The organism is Agrobacterium sp. GD03872, from assembly GCF_029840625.1.
In the GTDB taxonomy this organism is placed as follows: Bacteria; Pseudomonadota; Alphaproteobacteria; order Rhizobiales; family Rhizobiaceae; genus Agrobacterium; species Agrobacterium fabrum_A.
Window position 1 is genome coordinate 78,366 of record NZ_JAOCCY010000003.1, and the last position, 16,374, is coordinate 94,739.

The window sequence follows — 16,374 nt, forward strand, 5'->3', positions numbered from 1 at the left end:
CTTTTCAGCCCAAGGACTTGGGCTGGCTGGATTCCTGTGACAAGCACAGGAATGAGGGAGGCGAGTATTGCGGCCGACAAGTGACAAGACCGACGTTAAGAATGCATACGCCAACGGTCAGGGCCTTCCCGATCATCCCCGCAACAACCTGTCCCCCACCGCGAATTTCGATTTCAGCAGACACTCATCATATTCCGCCTCGGCAACGGAATCGAACACGATACCGCCGCCGACATTGAAGACGGCGCGGCCGTCGTCAAACAGGCTGAGCGTGCGGATCGCCACGGAGAACCGCATGTCGCCATTGGGAGACATGAAGCCGATTGCGCCGCAATAGGCGTCGCGCGGCGTCGCTTCCAGCTCTCGCAGAATTTTCATCGCCCACATTTTCGGTGCGCCGGTAACGGAGCCGCAGGGAAACAGCGCGGCGAAGATGTCTTCCACCGCTATGTCAGGCAGAAGCTTGGCCCTGACGTGGCTGACCATCTGGTGCACGGTCGGATAGGTCTCGATATCGAACAGCCGTGGCACATGAAGGCTGCCGACCTCGGCGATGCGGGAAATATCGTTGCGCAGCAGATCGACGATCATGCGGTTTTCGGCCAGCGTCTTTTCGTCCGCCAGCATCGCCGCGATGATCGCCCTGTCCTCCTCCGCATCCGCCCCGCGCGGCGTCGTTCCCTTCATCGGATGGGTTTCGATGAAACCTTCCCCGTCAACCGAGAAGAACAGTTCCGGTGAGCGCGACAGGATGACCGGGCCGCCGAGATCGACCAGCGCACCATATTTCACCGGCTGCCGTTCGATCAGCGACCAGAAGGCGGTGAGCGGATCGCCGCTCCAGCGGGCATGGACCGGCATGGTCAGATTGCCCTGGTAACAGTCGCCGCGACGCAGATGGTCATGCAGCCGGTCGAAACGCCGGCAATAGTCTTGAAGGGTCCATGCGGGCACGGGATCGGACAGAAACGTATCCGCATCCGGCAGATTTGCCGGGCGCGCAAACCGCCCCTCATCCGGCTGCGGGCCGGAAAAGACGCCGAAATTGAGAAACGGCACGTTGCGAGGCTCGTCCGCGAAAGGCGCAAGCTTCGGCTCGAACAGGAAACCCGCCTCGTAGGACATATAGCCGGCGAGGTACTTCCCGGCCCGGCGCAGCTCTTCCAAGCGCTTGAGCGCAGCAAAAAACGACGCCGGCTCATCCGCGACGATGATCTCTTCCGGCTCGGTGAAGGCTGTCACCGTGCCGGTCGAATCATCCCGGAAAAGAACGTAAGGCGCGTGTGCCAAGGAAAGCGTCCGAAACAGGAGAAAGGGTCGGGAAGGATCAGACCGGGTCTATATCGCCCCGCGCCCACATCTCAATGGTTTCCGCGTAAAAATCGGCGAAACGGCCTTCCTCGATCGACTTGCGAATACCCTGCATCAGCTCCTGGTAATAGGCAAGATTGTGCCAGGAGAGCAGCATGCCGCCCAGCGCCTCGTTGGCGCGGGTGAGATGATGCAGATAGGCGCGGGAATAGTCGCGTGAGGCCGGGCAGTTGGACTGCTCGTCCAGCGGGCGCATATCCTCGGCATGGCGAGCATTGCGGATATTGACCTTGCCGCGACGGGTAAAGGCAAGCCCGTGGCGGCCGGAACGGGTCGGCATCACGCAGTCGAACATGTCGATGCCGCGCGCCACCGATTTCAGGATATCGTCAGGCGTGCCGACGCCCATCAGGTAACGCGGCTTTTCGGTGGGCAGCACCGGCAGGGTGATATCGAGCATGCCGAGCATCACATCCTGCGGCTCGCCGACGGCAAGGCCGCCGACCGCATAACCCTTGAGATCAAGCTGCTTGAGGCCCTCTGCAGAGCGGATACGCAGGTCCGGCTGGTCGCCGCCCTGCACGATGCCGAACATGGCCTTGCCGGGCTGTTCGCCGAAGGCGACGCGGCAGCGTTCCGCCCAGCGCAGCGACATTTCCATGGCGCGCTCGATTTCCTTGCGCTCGGCCGGCAGCGCGATGCATTCATCAAGCTGCATCTGGATATCGGAATCGAGCATGCCCTGAATTTCGATGGAACGTTCCGGCGACATGTGGTGCAGCGAGCCGTCCACATGGCTCTTGAAGGTCACGCCCTTCTCGTCCAGCTTGCGCAGGCCGGACAGCGACATGACCTGGAAGCCGCCGCTGTCGGTGAGGATCGGATGCGGCCAGCGGATCAGCTCATGCAGACCGCCCAGACGAGCGACGCGTTCCGGGCCGGGCCGCAGCATCAGGTGATAGGTATTGCCGAGAATGATATCGGCGCCCAGCTCGCGCACCTGATCGAGATACATGGCCTTGACGGTGCCGACGGTGCCGACCGGCATGAAGGCGGGCGTGCGGATGACGCCGCGCGGCATGGCGACTTCGCCGAGGCGCGCGCCGCCGCTCGTGGCTTTCAGGGTGAAGGTGAATTTGTCGTGCATCAGTTTTTCCGGAACAACAGGCTGGAATCGCCATAGGAATAGAAGCGGTATCCGGTTTCGATGGCGTGCCTGTAAGCGTCACGCATCGTTTCGAGACCGCAGAAAGCCGAAACGAGCATGAACAGCGTCGATTTCGGCAGGTGGAAATTGGTCATCAGAATATCGACCGCGCGGAAACGGTATCCGGGCGTGATGAAGATGCCGGTGGCGTCGGACCATGGGTGGATAACGCCGTTATCGTCGGCCGCGCTTTCAATCAGGCGCAGCGATGTGGTGCCGACACAGACGATGCGCCCGCCGCGCGCCTTGACGGCGTTGAGCCTTGTCGCGGTTTCCTGCGACACATGGCCGATCTCGAAATGCATCTTGTGGTCGTCGGTATCGTCGGACTTCACCGGAAGGAAGGTGCCTGCCCCAACGTGAAGTGTTACGAAATGCCGCTCGATACCTACCTTATCAAGCGCTTCGAACAGATCGGGCGTGAAATGCAGCCCGGCCGTGGGGGCAGCGACAGCGCCCTTTTCGCGGGCATAGATGGTCTGGTAATCGGTCTGGTCCTGCGCATCTTCCGGGCGTTTCGCGGCAATATAGGGCGGCAGGGGAATATGGCCGACCGACGCAATCGCCTCGTCCAGAACAGGGCCGGAGACGTCGAACAGCAGCGTGATCTCACCCTCCTCACCCTTCTCCTCGACGGTGGCTTCCAGATGGGCAAGGCCGCAGGCATTGTCGCGCTCATAACCGAACCGGATGCGGTCGCCCTGCTTGATGCGCTTGCCGGGACGCGCGAAAGCCTTCCAGCGGGATTGGTCGGCACGCATGTGCAGCGTGGCCGAAACCGCCGTCTCCGGCGCGCCTTCGCGCAGCCGCACGCCTTCCAGCTGGGCAGGGATGACACGGGTGTCGTTGAAGACAAGCGCATCGCCGGGCCGCAGCAAGGACGGCAGGTTAAAGACGCGATGGTCCTCCATGCGGTTTTCATTCGGATCGACAACGAGCAGGCGCGCGCTGTCGCGCGGGTTCGCCGGGCGCAGGGCGATATTCTCCTCGGGCAGATCGAAATCGAACAGGTCTACACGCATGAAAGGGGCTCTCGAAAATATCAAAACCCGCCTCGCAGCAAACTGCCGGCGGGTCGTTGTTGGTGAAGGGGCTCCCTCGCACTCGGCGTCATCCTCGGGCTTGACCCGAGGATCCATCACCCGGCGACGTCGTGGATCCTCGGGTCAAGCCCGAGGATGACGTCGAGTGCGAGGAACACTCCATCAGCAAAACATCCGCCCGCCTTGCAGTTCAGCAAGGCGGGAGAAACTCTTTAACCTTAAGCCGCAGAAGCGAGCTTGATGGAAACGATCGAATCGGGATCCTTCACCGGCTCGCCGCGCTTGACCTTGTCGATGGCTTCCATGCCTTCGATGACCTGGCCCCAGACGGTGTACTGCTTGTTGAGCCACGGCGAATCCGTGAAGCAGATGAAGAACTGCGAGTTGGCGGAGTTCGGGTTCTGCGAACGGGCCATGGAGCAGGTGCCGCGCACGTGCGGAATGGCGGAGAACTCGGCCTTGAGGTCCGGCTTGTCGGAGCCGCCCATGCCGGCGCGGGCCGGGTTGAAGCTTTCCGCACCCTTCTTGCCGAATTTCACGTCGCCCGTCTGGGCCATGAAGTCTTCGATGACGCGGTGGAAAACGACGCCATCGTAAGCGCCTTCCGATACGAGTTCCTTGATGCGGGCAACGTGGCCCGGAGCAACTTCCGGCAGCAGCTGGATCACGACCTTGCCGGTCGTGGTTTCCATGATGATGGTGTTTTCCGGATCCTTGATCTCGGCCATGACTATTCTCCTCTGTTCGGGCTCTATTGCCCTACCTTACTTCTTGCCGACGGTGACCTTGATCATCCGGTCGGGGTTGGAAACTTCGCCGTTGCCGCCGGCGCCGCGCTTGATCTTGTCCACGGCTTCCATGCCGGACACGACCTTGCCGACCACGGTATATTGGCCGTTCAGGAACGGGCCGTCGGCAAACATGATGAAGAACTGCGAATTGGCGGAATTCGGGTCCTGCGAGCGGGCCATGCCGACCACGCCGCGCGTGAAGGGAACCTTGGAGAATTCGGCCGGGATGTCAGGCAGGTCGGAACCGCCGGTGCCGGCGCGCTGGGCGCTGAAACCCTTCTCCATGTTGCCATACTGCACGTCGCCGGTCTGCGCCATGAAACCGTCGATGACGCGGTGGAAGGCGACGTTGTCATAAGCGCCCTTCTTGGCCAGCGCCTCGATCTGCGCCACGTGCTTCGGCGCGACATCCGGCGCCAGCTCGATGACAACGGGACCGTCCTTCAGCTGGATGGTCAGAAGTTCGGCGGCGGAAGCGATGGTGCTGGCGGCAAGCGCGCCGGCAAACATGACGCCGGCAAAGGCAAATCGAGCGAGTTTCATCGGATTGGCTCCAAATGTGAGGCTGAAGTCAGCGCTTCAGCTTGGCGTTGAGGGCTTCAAGCACGGCTTTCGGCACGAAGGCGTCGACATTGCCGCCCATGGCGGCGATCTGCCGGACCAATGTGGCTGTAATGGGTCGCGACGAGGTGCCGGCGGGCAGGAACACGGTCTGGATATCGGGCGCCATCTGGCGGTTCATGCCGGCCATCTGCATTTCATAATCGAGATCGGTGCCGTCGCGCAGGCCGCGCAGCAGAAGACGTGCGCCGTGCTGGCGGGCGGCGTCGACGACCAGATTGTCGAAGGAGACGACCTCCATGCGCGCCGCCTCGCCCGGCAGCTGCTCGGCAAGCGCCTGCTTTATCAGCGCCGCCCGCTCCTCGAAGCTGAACAGCGGCGCCTTGCCGGGGTGGATACCGACGGCGACGATGACTTTCGACGCCACATTCAGCGCCTGGATAAGCACATCAAGATGTCCGTTGGTCATCGGATCGAATGATCCTGGATAAAAGGCAATCGTCATATCGCTCTCAGATGGTGGGCGCGCTTCGATGCTGGGTACCATGTGCCCGCCTTTTGTCATGGAGAGCCACGCGGCGCAAGACTTTATAACCGGAGGACACAGGCGCGGCGATGGCGTGAACCCCGGATGAATGGGCCGTTCAGGGCGGTTTCAGAGCTATTTTGTTTAAATGCACAGCATCGGGAAACCGAAACGCCCCTCACCCGTTAAGCATCCGGAGAATTGAAAATGCTGGCCTTCATGATCGTCCTTTCGATCATCGCATCATTCGCTGCCGAGTATCTTTTTCTCGAATGACGGCCTTAGCCAGTTTCCTGAACGCCAGATGAACGAGCCATTCAAGGAAGTTTCACCGGGGCGATGCTAATCGATTTTTACGATTGACGCGGAACATCATCGGACGTGGCGCGTTAACAAGAAACCAAAGGAACAGACAGATGTTTGTAAGAGAAAAACAGTCTACTTCGGCGAAAATCAGCGTCATCAGCACCGCCTGGACAGTACTGGTTATCGCAATGGTAGCAACGACGTTTAGTCTTTATGAGCAGAAGCCTGAAACCCAGGGACCGGACTACCCGCAGCTGACCGCCCGTTACCAGTATATGAATTATTACTGAGTAGCGGGGAGAATTTCCTCGAAACTCCCGGAGACGATATCATGTTCACATTTCTGACGATGCTTCTGGCCCTGATCAGCGTCATGTTCGTGATGTCAATGATCTCCGTCGTCACCGAGATGCGGCGGGAAGACGAGGAGTTCAAGGATATGATCCGGCGCGACCGCGCCTTCTGAGCGCGCAAGACCGGCTTCACGGCCGTCTCAAAAACGATTCTTCGCAACCGCCTGGCCGCTCCGGGCGGTTTTATTTTGCGCCTCGCAGGGGCGATGCGGCGAAGATGACGGCGAAAAAACCGCGTCCCAATCACATAAGCGTTTTCAAAACCCCGTTTTTCCAAGGCAAATTCCCTTCAATTTCCGTTTGGATTGATTTAAGGAACCCCGATACGTTGCGGGCCGGACAACCGGCGACCGCGACGACGTTCCTGTGAGGTTTGCATAACGATGCTCGATTCCCTGAGAAATGCTTCTCGAACCATGGCAGCCAAGCTGCTGCTTCTCCTGCTTGTTGTTTCGTTCGGCGTCTGGGGCGTCTCCGCATCGCTTGTCACCGCCAATTCCCACGCCGTCATGACGGTGGGCGACCAGACGGTCAGCCCGGAGGAATTCCGCCTCGCCTATCAGCGCCAGATTTCCGATCTCAGCCGCCAGTTCGGCACAAGGCTGACGACCGAACAGGCCAAGGCCTTCGGCATCGACCGCCAGGTCTTCAGCCAGCTTGCGGCAGGCGCCGCCCTCGATGAGCTGGCTTCCAAGATGAATCTCGGCCTTTCGGAAGACCGCCTTGCCAATCTCATCGCCGAGGACCCGGCCTTCAAGTCGGTCAACGGCCAGTTCGACCGCAACCTGTTCAGCGAGCGCCTGCGCAATTCCGGCTTCCGCGAGGACGACTATATCAAGGAACGCAGCAAGGTTGCCGTCAGAAGCCAGATCGTCGAAGCCGTGTCGGATGGTTTTGCCGCACCGCAGGTGCTGGTGGATGCGCTGAAGCAATATCGCAACGAGCAGCGCGCGGTCGATTACGTCATTCTCTCCAATGCCGTCATCCCGCCGGTCATGGCGCCGGGCGACGACGTGCTCACGCCGTGGTTCGAGACCAACAAGACGAAATATCGCGCACCGGAATTCCGCAAGTTCACCTATGTGAAGCTCGAACCAGCAGACATTGCCGAGCCGGCATCGGTGACCGACGCGCAGATCGCCGATTATTATGAAAGCCACAAGGACAGCTTCCGCACCGCCGGCCGCCGCACGGTTGAACAGCTGACCTTCCCGGAAAAGGAAATGGCCGCCGCCGCCTCCGAGCAAATCCGCCTCGGCAACACCACCTATGACCAGGTGGTGAAGGATCAGGGCAAGACCGCCTCCGACGTCACGCTTGGCGAATTCACCAGGGATACCATCCCCGACCAGTCGATCGCCGATGCCGCCTTCGCCATCCAGAAGGATGGCGGCGTGTCGCCGGCGGTCGAAGGCTCCTTCGGCCCGGTCATCCTGCGCGTCACCGGCATCAAGCCGGAAACCACCCGCACGCTGGACGAGGCCAAGGAAGATATCCGCAAGGATCTCGCCACCGCCGCCGCCGCGGAAGAAATCACCAATGTGCACGACCGTTACGAAGATCTGCGTGCCGGCGGCTCCTCGCTTGCCGATGCGGCGCAGCAGCTGAACCTGAAACCCGTCACCATCGCCGCCATCGACGCCGCCGGCCTCGATGAAAAGGGTGACGCCGTACAGGGTCTGCCCTCGCCGCAGCTGGCGCAGGAAGTCTTCAAGACCGAACCCGGCACCGAAGCCCTGCCGATCAATCTCGGCCGCGAAGGTTACATCTGGTTCGATGTCGACCAGATCATCGCCGCCCGCGACCGCACGCTTGCCGAAGTCCGCGACGATGTCGTGGCCGACTGGACGGCGGAGCAGCAGCGCACCGCGCTTGCCGCCAAGGCCGACGAGCTGAAGGCCCGTGTTGAAAAGGGCGAGACCCTTGAGGCCGTGGCCGGCGAACTGAGCCTTGCCGTCGAGCAGAAATCCGGCCTGCGCCGCACCAGCGAGGACGCGATTTTTGGCCGCCAGACAATCGCCGCCGTCTTCTCCGGCGCTGAAGGCGTGGTTGGCACGGCGGCGGACGCAGAGGGTTCCAGCCGCATTCTCTTCAAGGTCACCTCCGTTGACACCGATGCGCCTGCCGACGCGCTCGCCAATGACGACCAGCAGTTCAACGCCATCGCCCGCGCGGCCGGCGACGATATGCTGGACCAGATGGTCAACCGCCTGCAGAATGACTATGGTGTCACCATCAACCAGGCCCTCGCCGATCAGGCGATGGTCGGCTTCTGACCGGGGGGCGGAAACCATGGCCGAACTGAAGCCGCTGATCGCCAAGGTCGCAAATGGAGAAAGCCTGAACCGTGAGGAATCGCGAACGGCTTTCGACATTCTGATGTCGGGCGAAGCCACGCCGTCGCAGATCGGCGGTTTCCTGATGGCGCTGCGCGTGCGCGGGGAAACGGTGGACGAGATCGTCGGCGCCGTCTCCTCCATGCGTTCCCGCATGCTGCCCGTTTCGGCCCCCGCCAATGCCATCGATATCGTCGGCACCGGCGGTGACGGCATCGGCACCTACAACATCTCGACGCTGGCCTCGATCATCGTCGCCGGCACGGGCCTGCCGGTCGCCAAGCATGGCAACCGGGCGCTGAGCTCCAAATCCGGCACGGCGGACGCCTTGTCCGCGCTCGGCGTGAAGCTGGATATCGGTCCCGATCTCATCGCCCGCTGCATCGCGGAGGCGGGTCTCGGCTTCATGTTCGCGCAGATGCACCATTCCGCCATGCGCCATGTCGGCCCGAGCCGGGTCGAACTCGGCACAAGGACGATCTTCAACCTGCTCGGCCCGCTCTCCAACCCGGCCGGCGCCAAACGGCAGCTGCTCGGCGTCTTTTCGCCACGCTGGCTGGTGCCGCTTGCCGAAGTGCTGCGCGATCTCGGTTCGGAAAGCATCTGGGTCGTGCATGGCGACGGCATGGATGAAGTCACCACCACCGGCGTCACCCATGTGGCGGCGCTGGAAGGCGGCAAGATCCGCACCTTCGATCTGACCCCGAAAGATTTCGGCGTCGACGTTGCTGTAATGGCCGACCTCAAGGGTGGCGACGGCATTGCCAATGCTGCGGCCTTGCGCGACGTCCTGTCGGGCAAGCGCAATGCCTATCGTGACGTGTCGCTCTGCAACGCGGCTGCGGCGCTCGTCATCGCCGGCAAGGCGGAAACGCTGGGTCAGGCCATGACCATAGCGAGCGAGGCGCTCGACAGCGGCAAGGCCGCCGCCGCGCTCGACCGTCTGGTCGCCGTATCCAACGAAGCCGACCCCGGGCAGGCCGACCATTAAAGGAATGAGAGCGAGATCATGAGCGACATTCTGAAAAAGATCGAAATTTACAAGCGCGAGGAAATCGCCGCCGCCAAGGCGAAGGTCTCGCTGGCCGATCTCAAGGCGATGGCCGCAGGCCAGAGCGCGCCGCGCGGTTTCTACAGGGCGCTTCGGGCAAAACAGGCCGAGGGCAAGTTCGGCCTGATCGCCGAAATCAAGAAGGCAAGCCCCTCCAAGGGCCTGATCCGCCCCGATTTCGACCCGCCGGCGCTGGCAGCCGCCTATGAGGCCGGCGGCGCCGCCTGTCTGTCCGTGCTGACGGATAGCCCAAGCTTTCAGGGCGCGCCGGAATTCCTGACCGCCGCCCGCAATGCCTGCGCCCTGCCGGCGCTGCGCAAGGATTTCATGTTCGACACCTATCAGGTGCACGAGGCCCGCGCCTGGGGCGCGGACTGCATTCTCCTCATCATGGCATCACTCTCCGACGACGAGGCAAAACGCCTTGAAGACGAGGCTTTCGCGCTCGGCATGGACGTGCTGGTCGAGGTGCATGATGCGGAAGAAACCGAACGGGCGCTGAAGCTCGCCTCGCCGCTTCTCGGCATCAACAACCGCAACCTGCGCACCTTCGAAGTCAGCCTCGAAACCAGCGAGAAGCTGGCTGGTCTCGTACCCGCCGACAAGCTGCTGGTCGGCGAAAGCGGCATCTTCACCCATGAGGATTGTAAGCGTCTCGAAAAAAGCGGCATCAGCACCTTCCTCGTCGGCGAAAGCCTGATGCGCAAGGACGATGTGGCGGCGGCCACCAAAGCCCTTCTGACAGGCCGGTCCGGCATTCTGGCAGCGGAATAATATCCCGATGAGCGACGGCCAGAAGCTCACCCATATCGACGCCTCCGGCGAGGCGCACATGGTCGATGTCGGCGACAAGGCCGAGACCGTCCGTGTGGCCGTCGCCGAAGGCTTCGTCAAGATGAAGCCGGAAACGCTGGCGCTCATCCGCGACGGCAACGCCAAAAAGGGCGATGTCATCGGTACAGCCCGGCTGGCCGGCATCATGGCCGCCAAGCAGACGGCCAATCTCATCCCGCTCTGCCACCCGCTGATGCTGACCAAGGTCGCGGTGGACATTACCGAAGACGCCGCCCTGCCCGGTCTGAGGGTCGAGGCGATGGTGAAACTGTCGGGCAAGACCGGTGTGGAAATGGAAGCGCTGACCGCCGTTTCCATCGCCTGCCTGACGATCTATGACATGGCCAAGGCCGCCGACAAGGCGATGGAAATCGTCAATATCCGCCTGCTGGAAAAGAGCGGCGGCAAATCCGGCGATTTTCGCCGGCAGGAGAGCTGAATGAAACCGCTGCTGCCCGTAGATGATGCCACAAGGCGCCTTCTGGAAGCGGCGGCTCCGGTAACGGAAAGCGAGATGCTGCCGCTTGCCGAATGTGATGGCCGGGTTCTTGCAGCCGACCTGACCGCACGCCTCACCCAGCCCCCCTTCGATGCCTCGGCCATGGACGGCTATGCGCTGCGCAGCGCCGATGCGCCCGATATCGGCTCGATCTTCACCGTCATCGGCCAGGCGGCGGCCGGCCACGCTTTTCCCGGCGCCGTCGGCGAAGGCGAAGCCGTGCGCATCTTCACCGGCGCGCCCGTGCCGCAGGGTGCAGATGCGATTCTCATTCAGGAAGACGCCGAGGTGCTGGAGGGCGGAAAAATCCGCACCACCTTCGCTGTCGCCGCCGGGCGACACATTCGCCCGCGCGGGCAGGATTTCGCCGAGGGAGAAACGGTTCTGCAAGCCGGTCGGGAACTCTGTTTTGCCGACCTGACACTCGCCGCAGCCATGAACCACGCGGCACTTTCCGTCTACCGCAGGCCGCGGATCGCCATCCTTGCCACCGGTGACGAATTGCTGCCGCCGGGAAGCACGCCGCAGCCGGCCCAGATCATCGCCTCCAACACGTTCGGCGTCGCAGCCCTTGCCCGGCAGGCGGGTGCGGAGGTTGTCGATCTCGGCATCATTGCCGATGACGAGAGGCTCATCCGCGCCGCCATCGGCAGGGCCGTTGCCTCAAGGGTGGATGTGCTGGTGACGCTCGGCGGTGCCTCCGTCGGCGACCACGACCTCGTGCAGGCGGCCTTGAAGGCGGAAGGCATGCAGCTCGATTTCTGGCGCATCGCCATGCGTCCGGGAAAACCGCTGATGGTCGGCGCCATCGGCAACATGCAGGTTCTCGGCCTGCCCGGCAACCCGGTGGCCAGCCTCGTCTGCAGCCTGCTGTTCCTGGAGCCGCTGATCCGCCGGATCGCCCGCCGCGCGCCGCTGCAGCGCGCCGCCACCGCCCGCACCGCCGCGCCGCTGAAGGAGAACGACCATCGGCAGGACTATCTGCGCGCCCGATTCAGCACGGATGCAAACGGCGCGCTGGTGGCGGAAGCCTATGCGAAACAGGATTCATCGATGATGAAGATATTGGCCCATTCCGATGGGCTGATCGTGCGTCCGCCGCACGCGCCCGAGGTCGAGGCCGGGACGGAATGCCCGGTCATCAGGCTGAAATCCTGATTGTGCAGGCGGCGGCGGAGCCCGCGACCGGCAGCGTGAGCCCCCGCGACACCTGCCGAAAACTGCCCCGCCATTAGAGAACTGCACCGCGCCTCCCGCGCGGCGTCAAAATTTCAAATAAAACTGTAACATTCCTGTATCCTGATACGAATGGCAAAAAAAACCGCTGGCCGGCGGAGTGTCGATCAATTCAAAAGCCGTCATCTCTTCCTGCCGGGGGAATATCTCCACGCATTGTTGTGCCAAAATAAATCACACGAATCCCGTTATTGGGATTGACAGAATAAATGTGATGCTGTCACCAAGACGAACAGTAGAGAGAAAATTTTCCGGAATTCTTCAAAATGAAAATTACTTATAATTATCAATTAAATAAGATAAAAAACGGAGAAAATGAAGTTTTCGGGAACAAAAATTAGTTTCCCATAAATTAAGCTTTCCAAAACGAGCTTCATAATAATAATCATAGTCGATAAGCAGACTCACTGGAGTTTCTTGATGAACACGGCATCCACGCCCAAAACCACGGGACCCGACATTGCCGGGCAGATTGCCTACGCCATGCGGAGCATGGGTGTTTCGCCGATCCCGCGTAACTACAGCCTTTTTTACGAAGCCTATATCGGCTCCAACCCGGCGCTGACGAAAGATCTGGCGGCGCTTGGAAACCGCGTCACCCAGGAGGACCTGGACGAACTGTCCCTGCGTTACGGAGAAGGCAATCCTTCACGGTCGATCGACGACGCGCATGAGAAGCTGCGGCGCGAACTGGAGGGCCTGCTGGGAACCCTGAGGCGCGAACAATCCTCCATCGAGAACTACAACAGGATTCTCGGCGAGACCCGCCAGCGCATCGACGACAAGAACGCCGCCAGCAGCAACATTCTGCGGAACGCCATCGCCCTGCTGGCCGAAGCCACCGGCACGAAAATCATCGACGGCGAAAAGGCCTTCAACGACGTCAACCGCCATGCCGAGGAAATGCACCAGGTGCGCCTCGAGCTCGACGAATACAAGCGCATCGCCAATACCGATTCGCTGACGCGTCTTGCCAACCGGCGCGCCTTCGACGACCGGCTGGCTTCGATTTATGACAGCTCCATCGGCCTGCAATATACCACGCTCGTCCTGCTCGATATCGATCACTTCAAGCGGATCAACGACACGTTCGGCCATCCGGTCGGCGACAAGATTCTCGCCACCGTCGCCTCGGTCATCCGCGCCAATGTCCGCAAGGATGGTTTTGTCGCCCGAAGCGGCGGCGAGGAATTCGCCATCATTCTCGATGGCAACACACCGGAAGAGGTGATGGTGATGTGCGAGCGCATCCGCCTGTCGCTGGAAAGCACGCCCTTCCGCAATTCGAGATCGGGCGCCGACTACGGTACTGTGACGATTTCCCTCGGCTTCGCTTCCGCCGCACAGGCCAGCAATCCGAGCGAGCTTTACGGCCATGCCGATACCGCGCTCTACCATGCCAAGGAAACCGGCCGGAACCGCTCCGTCTATTACGAGGACGGCATGCAGAAGAACTATACCGGCAAGAACTGGCTGATCTATCGGGCGTGAGGAGCGACACTGGTAGGTAGCATCGAATGCAGCGCCCTCTCGCCCTCATTCCTGTGCTTGTCACAGGAATGAGGGCGGTTTGATATAAGCGGCGCACGCCCTGTTAAGTGCGCAACCTGTTACCGCGGCAAATGACGCCTCACCACATGGTCTTCGCCGCCCGCGCCGCCCATTCCCGGTCATAGGTCTCCTGATCGAATTCAGCCTTGGCCGCCTTGAGCAGAAGACCGGGTGTCGGAAGCGAGGCCGGGTCGATGAAATGATCGGGGTTCCACAGTTCCGAGCGCATCAGCGCCCGGGCGCACTGGAAATAAACCTCGTCAATCGTCACCACGATGACGGTGCGCGGGTGTTTGCCGTCCATCTCGAAGCTTTCGAGCAGATCGGGGTCGACGGAGACGACGGCGCGGCCATTGATGCGCATCGTCGTATTCGAGCCGGGGATCAGGAACATCAGCGCCACACGCGGATCGCGCACGATGTTCAGAAGCGAATCGACGCGGTTATTGCCGCGCCAGTCCGGCAGCAGCACCGTCCTGTCATCCGCCACCCTGACCACGCCGCCCTTGTCGCCGCGCGGCGAACAGTCCATGCCTTCCGGCCCGACCGTCGCCAGCGCCAGAAAGGGCGAGGCCTCGATCATCAGCCTGTATTCAACCGTCAGCGTGGCTGTCACCTTGGCGATCGACGCCTCGCTGGTGCCGTCATAGATGGCCTTCAATTCCTCAATCGTGCGGATGGTCGTCATATCCGTTCCTATCCCTCAAAATCACCCTTCGACACCGCCGGGCGCTATCCCTGTTCCTCTGCTGCTTCCGCCTTTTCGCGCTCGGCCCGCTCGCGCGCGGTGCGGGCGGCGACAAGATCGGCCGGCTGGGCGTTGCCGCGGATCAGTGAACGGCCGGCATAGATGCCGCCGACGACTTCCATGGCGAAACGTTCCTCGTCGCGGTCGCGGAATTCCTCCACCAGGCGCGCGGCGTCTTCCCGCTCCTCGCCCATGGCGCCCAGCACTTCCTCGCTGAAATTCAGCGCCGATTCCAGCGTCTCGCGGATCTGGTAGTCGACACCGGCCTTCAGCAGATCGATGGCATGGCCACGATCGTAAGCACGGGCAAGGACCGGAACCAGCGGGAATTCGTGCTTGACGATCTCCGCGATCCTGACCGCCGCCTCCTTGTCGTCGACGCAGATCAGCACGGCGCGCGCCGTGCTGGCGCCGGCGGCATGCAGGATTTCCGCCCGCGAACCATCGCCATAATAGACCTTGAAGCCGAATTCCGCCGCATCGCGCACGAACTCGGCATCCTTGTCGATCAGCGACAGTGTGTAGCCCCGCGCCAGAAGCGGCTGGCTGACGATCTGGCCGAAACGCCCGAAGCCGATCAGGAGAATGCTGCCCTCGACATTCTCGGGCACGTCGAGATCGTCGGTATTGGGCACCGCCGCCGGCACCAGCCGGTCATGCAGAATGACCATCAGCGGCGTCAGCACCATGGAGATGATGATGGTCGCCGTCAGGATGGCGTTCGCCTGCCGGTCGAGAATGCCGGCGCTGACGGCGGCCGAATAGAGCACGAAGGCGAATTCGCCGCCCTGCGCCATCAGCACCGCCCGCTCCAGGCTTTCGCGCCGCGTGGTGCCGAGCGCCCGCGCCACGCCATAGATCAGGAAGGCCTTGAGCAGCATGTAGCCAGCAACGCTGATGACCACGAGCTGCCAGTTGGAGGCGATGACGGCAAGATCGATCGCCATGCCGACGCCAAGGAAGAACAGGCCGAGCAGAATGCCGCGAAACGGCTCGATATCCGCTTCCAGCTGATGGCGGAAGGAGGATTCCGACAAAAGCACGCCGGCAAGGAAAGCGCCCATGGCCATGGAAAGGCCGCTGACCTGCATCAGAAGCGCCGAACCGAGCACCACCAGCAGCGCCGCGGCCGTCATCACCTCCCGCGCGCCGGAAGCCGCCAGCAGGCGGAAGAACGGGTTGAGAAGATAACGCCCGGCGAGGATGAGCGCACCGACGGCGGCAAGCGCGATGCCGACCGAGACCCAGCGCTCCGACGCCGTCACATGTTCGCCGCCCGAACCGAGGAAGGCGACAAGCGCCAGCAGCGGCACGATGGCGAGGTCCTCGAACAGCAGGATGGCGATGATGCGCTGGCCTTTCAGGCTCGACATGCTGTTGCGCTCCTGCAGCATCTGCATGACGATCGCCGTCGAGGTCAGCACGAAACCGGTGCCGGCGACGAAGGACATGATGACCGGAAAGCCGAGGCTGACGCCCACCAGCGTCAGGCCCGCCATGCACACCAGCACCTGCAGCGCACCCAGCCCGAAAATATCCTGCCGCATCGACCACAGCCGCGACGGCTGCATCTCAAGGCCTATGATGAACAGGAACATCACCACGCCGAGTTCGGCGATGTGGAGAATGGCCTGCGAATCGGAAAAAAAGCCGAGACCGTAAGGCCCGACCACAAGGCCGGCGGCCAGATAACCCAGCACCGAGCCGAGGCCGATGCGCTTGAAGATCGGCGCGGCGACAACGCCTGCCGCCAGCAATACGACCACCTGGGCCAGATCATTCCCGTTCGCTTCGACAGCCACACGCCACCCCGCTGAAAATCGATAAAACGAGGGTGTTCCCTCCCTCACTTCCTAGCGCATCGGCGTCAAAAGCGAAAACGATTTTACTGAGGGACGGTGCGCAGATTCAACGGGTTATTTGTCCCTTAGGCATGCGGGCTTCAGATGCGGCTATCCTCCTCCCCTCGCTCCTGTGCTTGTCACAGGAATGAGGGTGGGGAGCGCCCGCAGGCCTTGCGT

The 16,374-nt window shown here is 61.8% G+C and carries 16 protein-coding genes; 8 read left to right on the top strand and 8 right to left on the bottom strand.

The features are described from left to right. Positions 1-132 precede the first annotated feature (132 nt). From N5D22_RS07885 to coaD, 6 genes are all read right to left on the bottom strand, one after another. A complete protein-coding gene (locus N5D22_RS07885) occupies positions 133-1,290 on the bottom strand; it encodes an aminodeoxychorismate synthase component I (protein ID WP_279657297.1) in 1,158 nt (385 codons plus the stop codon). Between the two features lie 37 nt (positions 1,291-1,327). After that, positions 1,328-2,458, bottom strand: a complete 1,131-nt coding sequence (tgt, locus tag N5D22_RS07890) for a tRNA guanosine(34) transglycosylase Tgt (protein ID WP_269341215.1) — start codon at positions 2,456-2,458, stop codon at positions 1,328-1,330. Continuing rightward, positions 2,458-3,540 carry a tRNA preQ1(34) S-adenosylmethionine ribosyltransferase-isomerase QueA gene (gene queA, locus N5D22_RS07895; RefSeq protein ID WP_279657293.1) on the bottom strand — a complete coding sequence of 361 codons (1,083 nt, stop codon included), beginning with the start codon at positions 3,538-3,540 and terminating at the stop codon, positions 2,458-2,460. Before queA ends, tgt begins: the two co-directional genes overlap by 1 nt. A gap of 239 nt (positions 3,541-3,779) precedes the next feature. Beyond that, positions 3,780-4,289, bottom strand: coding sequence for a peptidylprolyl isomerase (locus N5D22_RS07900; protein ID WP_020810245.1), 510 nt, complete (start codon positions 4,287-4,289; stop codon positions 3,780-3,782). Between the two features lie 36 nt (positions 4,290-4,325). Next, on the bottom strand, positions 4,326-4,895 hold the full coding sequence (locus N5D22_RS07905) for a peptidylprolyl isomerase (protein WP_279657290.1): 570 nt from the start codon (positions 4,893-4,895) through the stop codon (positions 4,326-4,328). A gap of 28 nt (positions 4,896-4,923) precedes the next feature. Further along, positions 4,924-5,418 carry a pantetheine-phosphate adenylyltransferase gene (coaD, locus tag N5D22_RS07910; protein ID WP_279657289.1) on the bottom strand — a complete coding sequence of 165 codons (495 nt, stop codon included), beginning with the start codon at positions 5,416-5,418 and terminating at the stop codon, positions 4,924-4,926. A gap of 437 nt (positions 5,419-5,855) precedes the next feature. Between coaD and N5D22_RS07915 the strand changes: the two genes are divergently transcribed. The 8 genes from N5D22_RS07915 (at position 5,856) to N5D22_RS07950 (ending at position 13,545) form a co-directional block, all read left to right on the top strand. Further along, the gene (locus N5D22_RS07915; RefSeq protein WP_003503030.1) at positions 5,856-6,035 is read left to right on the top strand and encodes a hypothetical protein; all 180 of its coding nucleotides are present in this window, start codon (positions 5,856-5,858) and stop codon (positions 6,033-6,035) included. Positions 6,036-6,076: 41 nt separating this feature from the next. Continuing rightward, a complete protein-coding gene (locus N5D22_RS07920; protein ID WP_279657287.1) occupies positions 6,077-6,211 on the top strand; it encodes a hypothetical protein in 135 nt (44 codons plus the stop codon). Between the two features lie 270 nt (positions 6,212-6,481). Continuing rightward, the gene (locus N5D22_RS07925; protein ID WP_279657286.1) at positions 6,482-8,374 is read left to right on the top strand and encodes a SurA N-terminal domain-containing protein; all 1,893 of its coding nucleotides are present in this window, start codon (positions 6,482-6,484) and stop codon (positions 8,372-8,374) included. A 16-nt stretch (positions 8,375-8,390) separates the two neighbouring features. Beyond that, positions 8,391-9,425: an anthranilate phosphoribosyltransferase gene (trpD, locus tag N5D22_RS07930; RefSeq protein ID WP_279657285.1), complete on the top strand. Its 1,035-nt coding sequence runs from the start codon at positions 8,391-8,393 to the stop codon at positions 9,423-9,425. An 18-nt stretch (positions 9,426-9,443) separates the two neighbouring features. Further along, the gene (trpC, locus tag N5D22_RS07935; RefSeq protein ID WP_279657284.1) at positions 9,444-10,259 is read left to right on the top strand and encodes an indole-3-glycerol phosphate synthase TrpC; all 816 of its coding nucleotides are present in this window, start codon (positions 9,444-9,446) and stop codon (positions 10,257-10,259) included. A gap of 7 nt (positions 10,260-10,266) precedes the next feature. Then, positions 10,267-10,758, top strand: a complete 492-nt coding sequence (gene moaC, locus N5D22_RS07940) for a cyclic pyranopterin monophosphate synthase MoaC (protein WP_279657283.1) — start codon at positions 10,267-10,269, stop codon at positions 10,756-10,758. Continuing rightward, positions 10,759-11,976, top strand: coding sequence for a gephyrin-like molybdotransferase Glp (gene glp / locus N5D22_RS07945; protein WP_279657281.1), 1,218 nt, complete (start codon positions 10,759-10,761; stop codon positions 11,974-11,976). 498 nt (positions 11,977-12,474) lie between these two features. Continuing rightward, on the top strand, positions 12,475-13,545 hold the full coding sequence (locus N5D22_RS07950) for a GGDEF domain-containing protein (RefSeq protein WP_279657280.1): 1,071 nt from the start codon (positions 12,475-12,477) through the stop codon (positions 13,543-13,545). A gap of 139 nt (positions 13,546-13,684) precedes the next feature. Here the strand turns inward: N5D22_RS07950 and N5D22_RS07955 are convergent, their stop codons facing one another. Continuing rightward, positions 13,685-14,293, bottom strand: a complete 609-nt coding sequence (locus N5D22_RS07955) for a pyridoxamine 5'-phosphate oxidase family protein (protein ID WP_279657279.1) — start codon at positions 14,291-14,293, stop codon at positions 13,685-13,687. A 44-nt stretch (positions 14,294-14,337) separates the two neighbouring features. Further along, positions 14,338-16,155: a monovalent cation:proton antiporter-2 (CPA2) family protein gene (locus N5D22_RS07960; protein WP_279657278.1), complete on the bottom strand. Its 1,818-nt coding sequence runs from the start codon at positions 16,153-16,155 to the stop codon at positions 14,338-14,340. Positions 16,156-16,374: the final 219 nt, after the last annotated feature.

What these genes read in the sequence shown, in the direction of transcription:
- tgt (WP_269341215.1), bottom strand. Translation starts at nt 2,458, where the DNA reads ATGCACGACAAATTCACCTTCACCCTGAAAGCCACGAGCGGCGGCGCG.
- queA (WP_279657293.1), bottom strand. Translation starts at nt 3,540, where the DNA reads ATGCGTGTAGACCTGTTCGATTTCGATCTGCCCGAGGAGAATATCGCC.
- N5D22_RS07900 (WP_020810245.1), bottom strand. Translation starts at nt 4,289, where the DNA reads ATGGCCGAGATCAAGGATCCGGAAAACACCATCATCATGGAAACCACG.
- N5D22_RS07905 (WP_279657290.1), bottom strand. Translation starts at nt 4,895, where the DNA reads ATGAAACTCGCTCGATTTGCCTTTGCCGGCGTCATGTTTGCCGGCGCG.
- coaD (WP_279657289.1), bottom strand. Translation starts at nt 5,418, where the DNA reads ATGACGATTGCCTTTTATCCAGGATCATTCGATCCGATGACCAACGGA.
- N5D22_RS07915 (WP_003503030.1), top strand. Translation starts at nt 5,856, where the DNA reads ATGTTTGTAAGAGAAAAACAGTCTACTTCGGCGAAAATCAGCGTCATC.
- N5D22_RS07920 (WP_279657287.1), top strand. Translation starts at nt 6,077, where the DNA reads ATGTTCACATTTCTGACGATGCTTCTGGCCCTGATCAGCGTCATGTTC.
- N5D22_RS07925 (WP_279657286.1), top strand. Translation starts at nt 6,482, where the DNA reads ATGCTCGATTCCCTGAGAAATGCTTCTCGAACCATGGCAGCCAAGCTG.
- trpD (WP_279657285.1), top strand. Translation starts at nt 8,391, where the DNA reads ATGGCCGAACTGAAGCCGCTGATCGCCAAGGTCGCAAATGGAGAAAGC.
- trpC (WP_279657284.1), top strand. Translation starts at nt 9,444, where the DNA reads ATGAGCGACATTCTGAAAAAGATCGAAATTTACAAGCGCGAGGAAATC.
- moaC (WP_279657283.1), top strand. Translation starts at nt 10,267, where the DNA reads ATGAGCGACGGCCAGAAGCTCACCCATATCGACGCCTCCGGCGAGGCG.
- glp (WP_279657281.1), top strand. Translation starts at nt 10,759, where the DNA reads ATGAAACCGCTGCTGCCCGTAGATGATGCCACAAGGCGCCTTCTGGAA.
- N5D22_RS07950 (WP_279657280.1), top strand. Translation starts at nt 12,475, where the DNA reads ATGAACACGGCATCCACGCCCAAAACCACGGGACCCGACATTGCCGGG.
- N5D22_RS07955 (WP_279657279.1), bottom strand. Translation starts at nt 14,293, where the DNA reads ATGACGACCATCCGCACGATTGAGGAATTGAAGGCCATCTATGACGGC.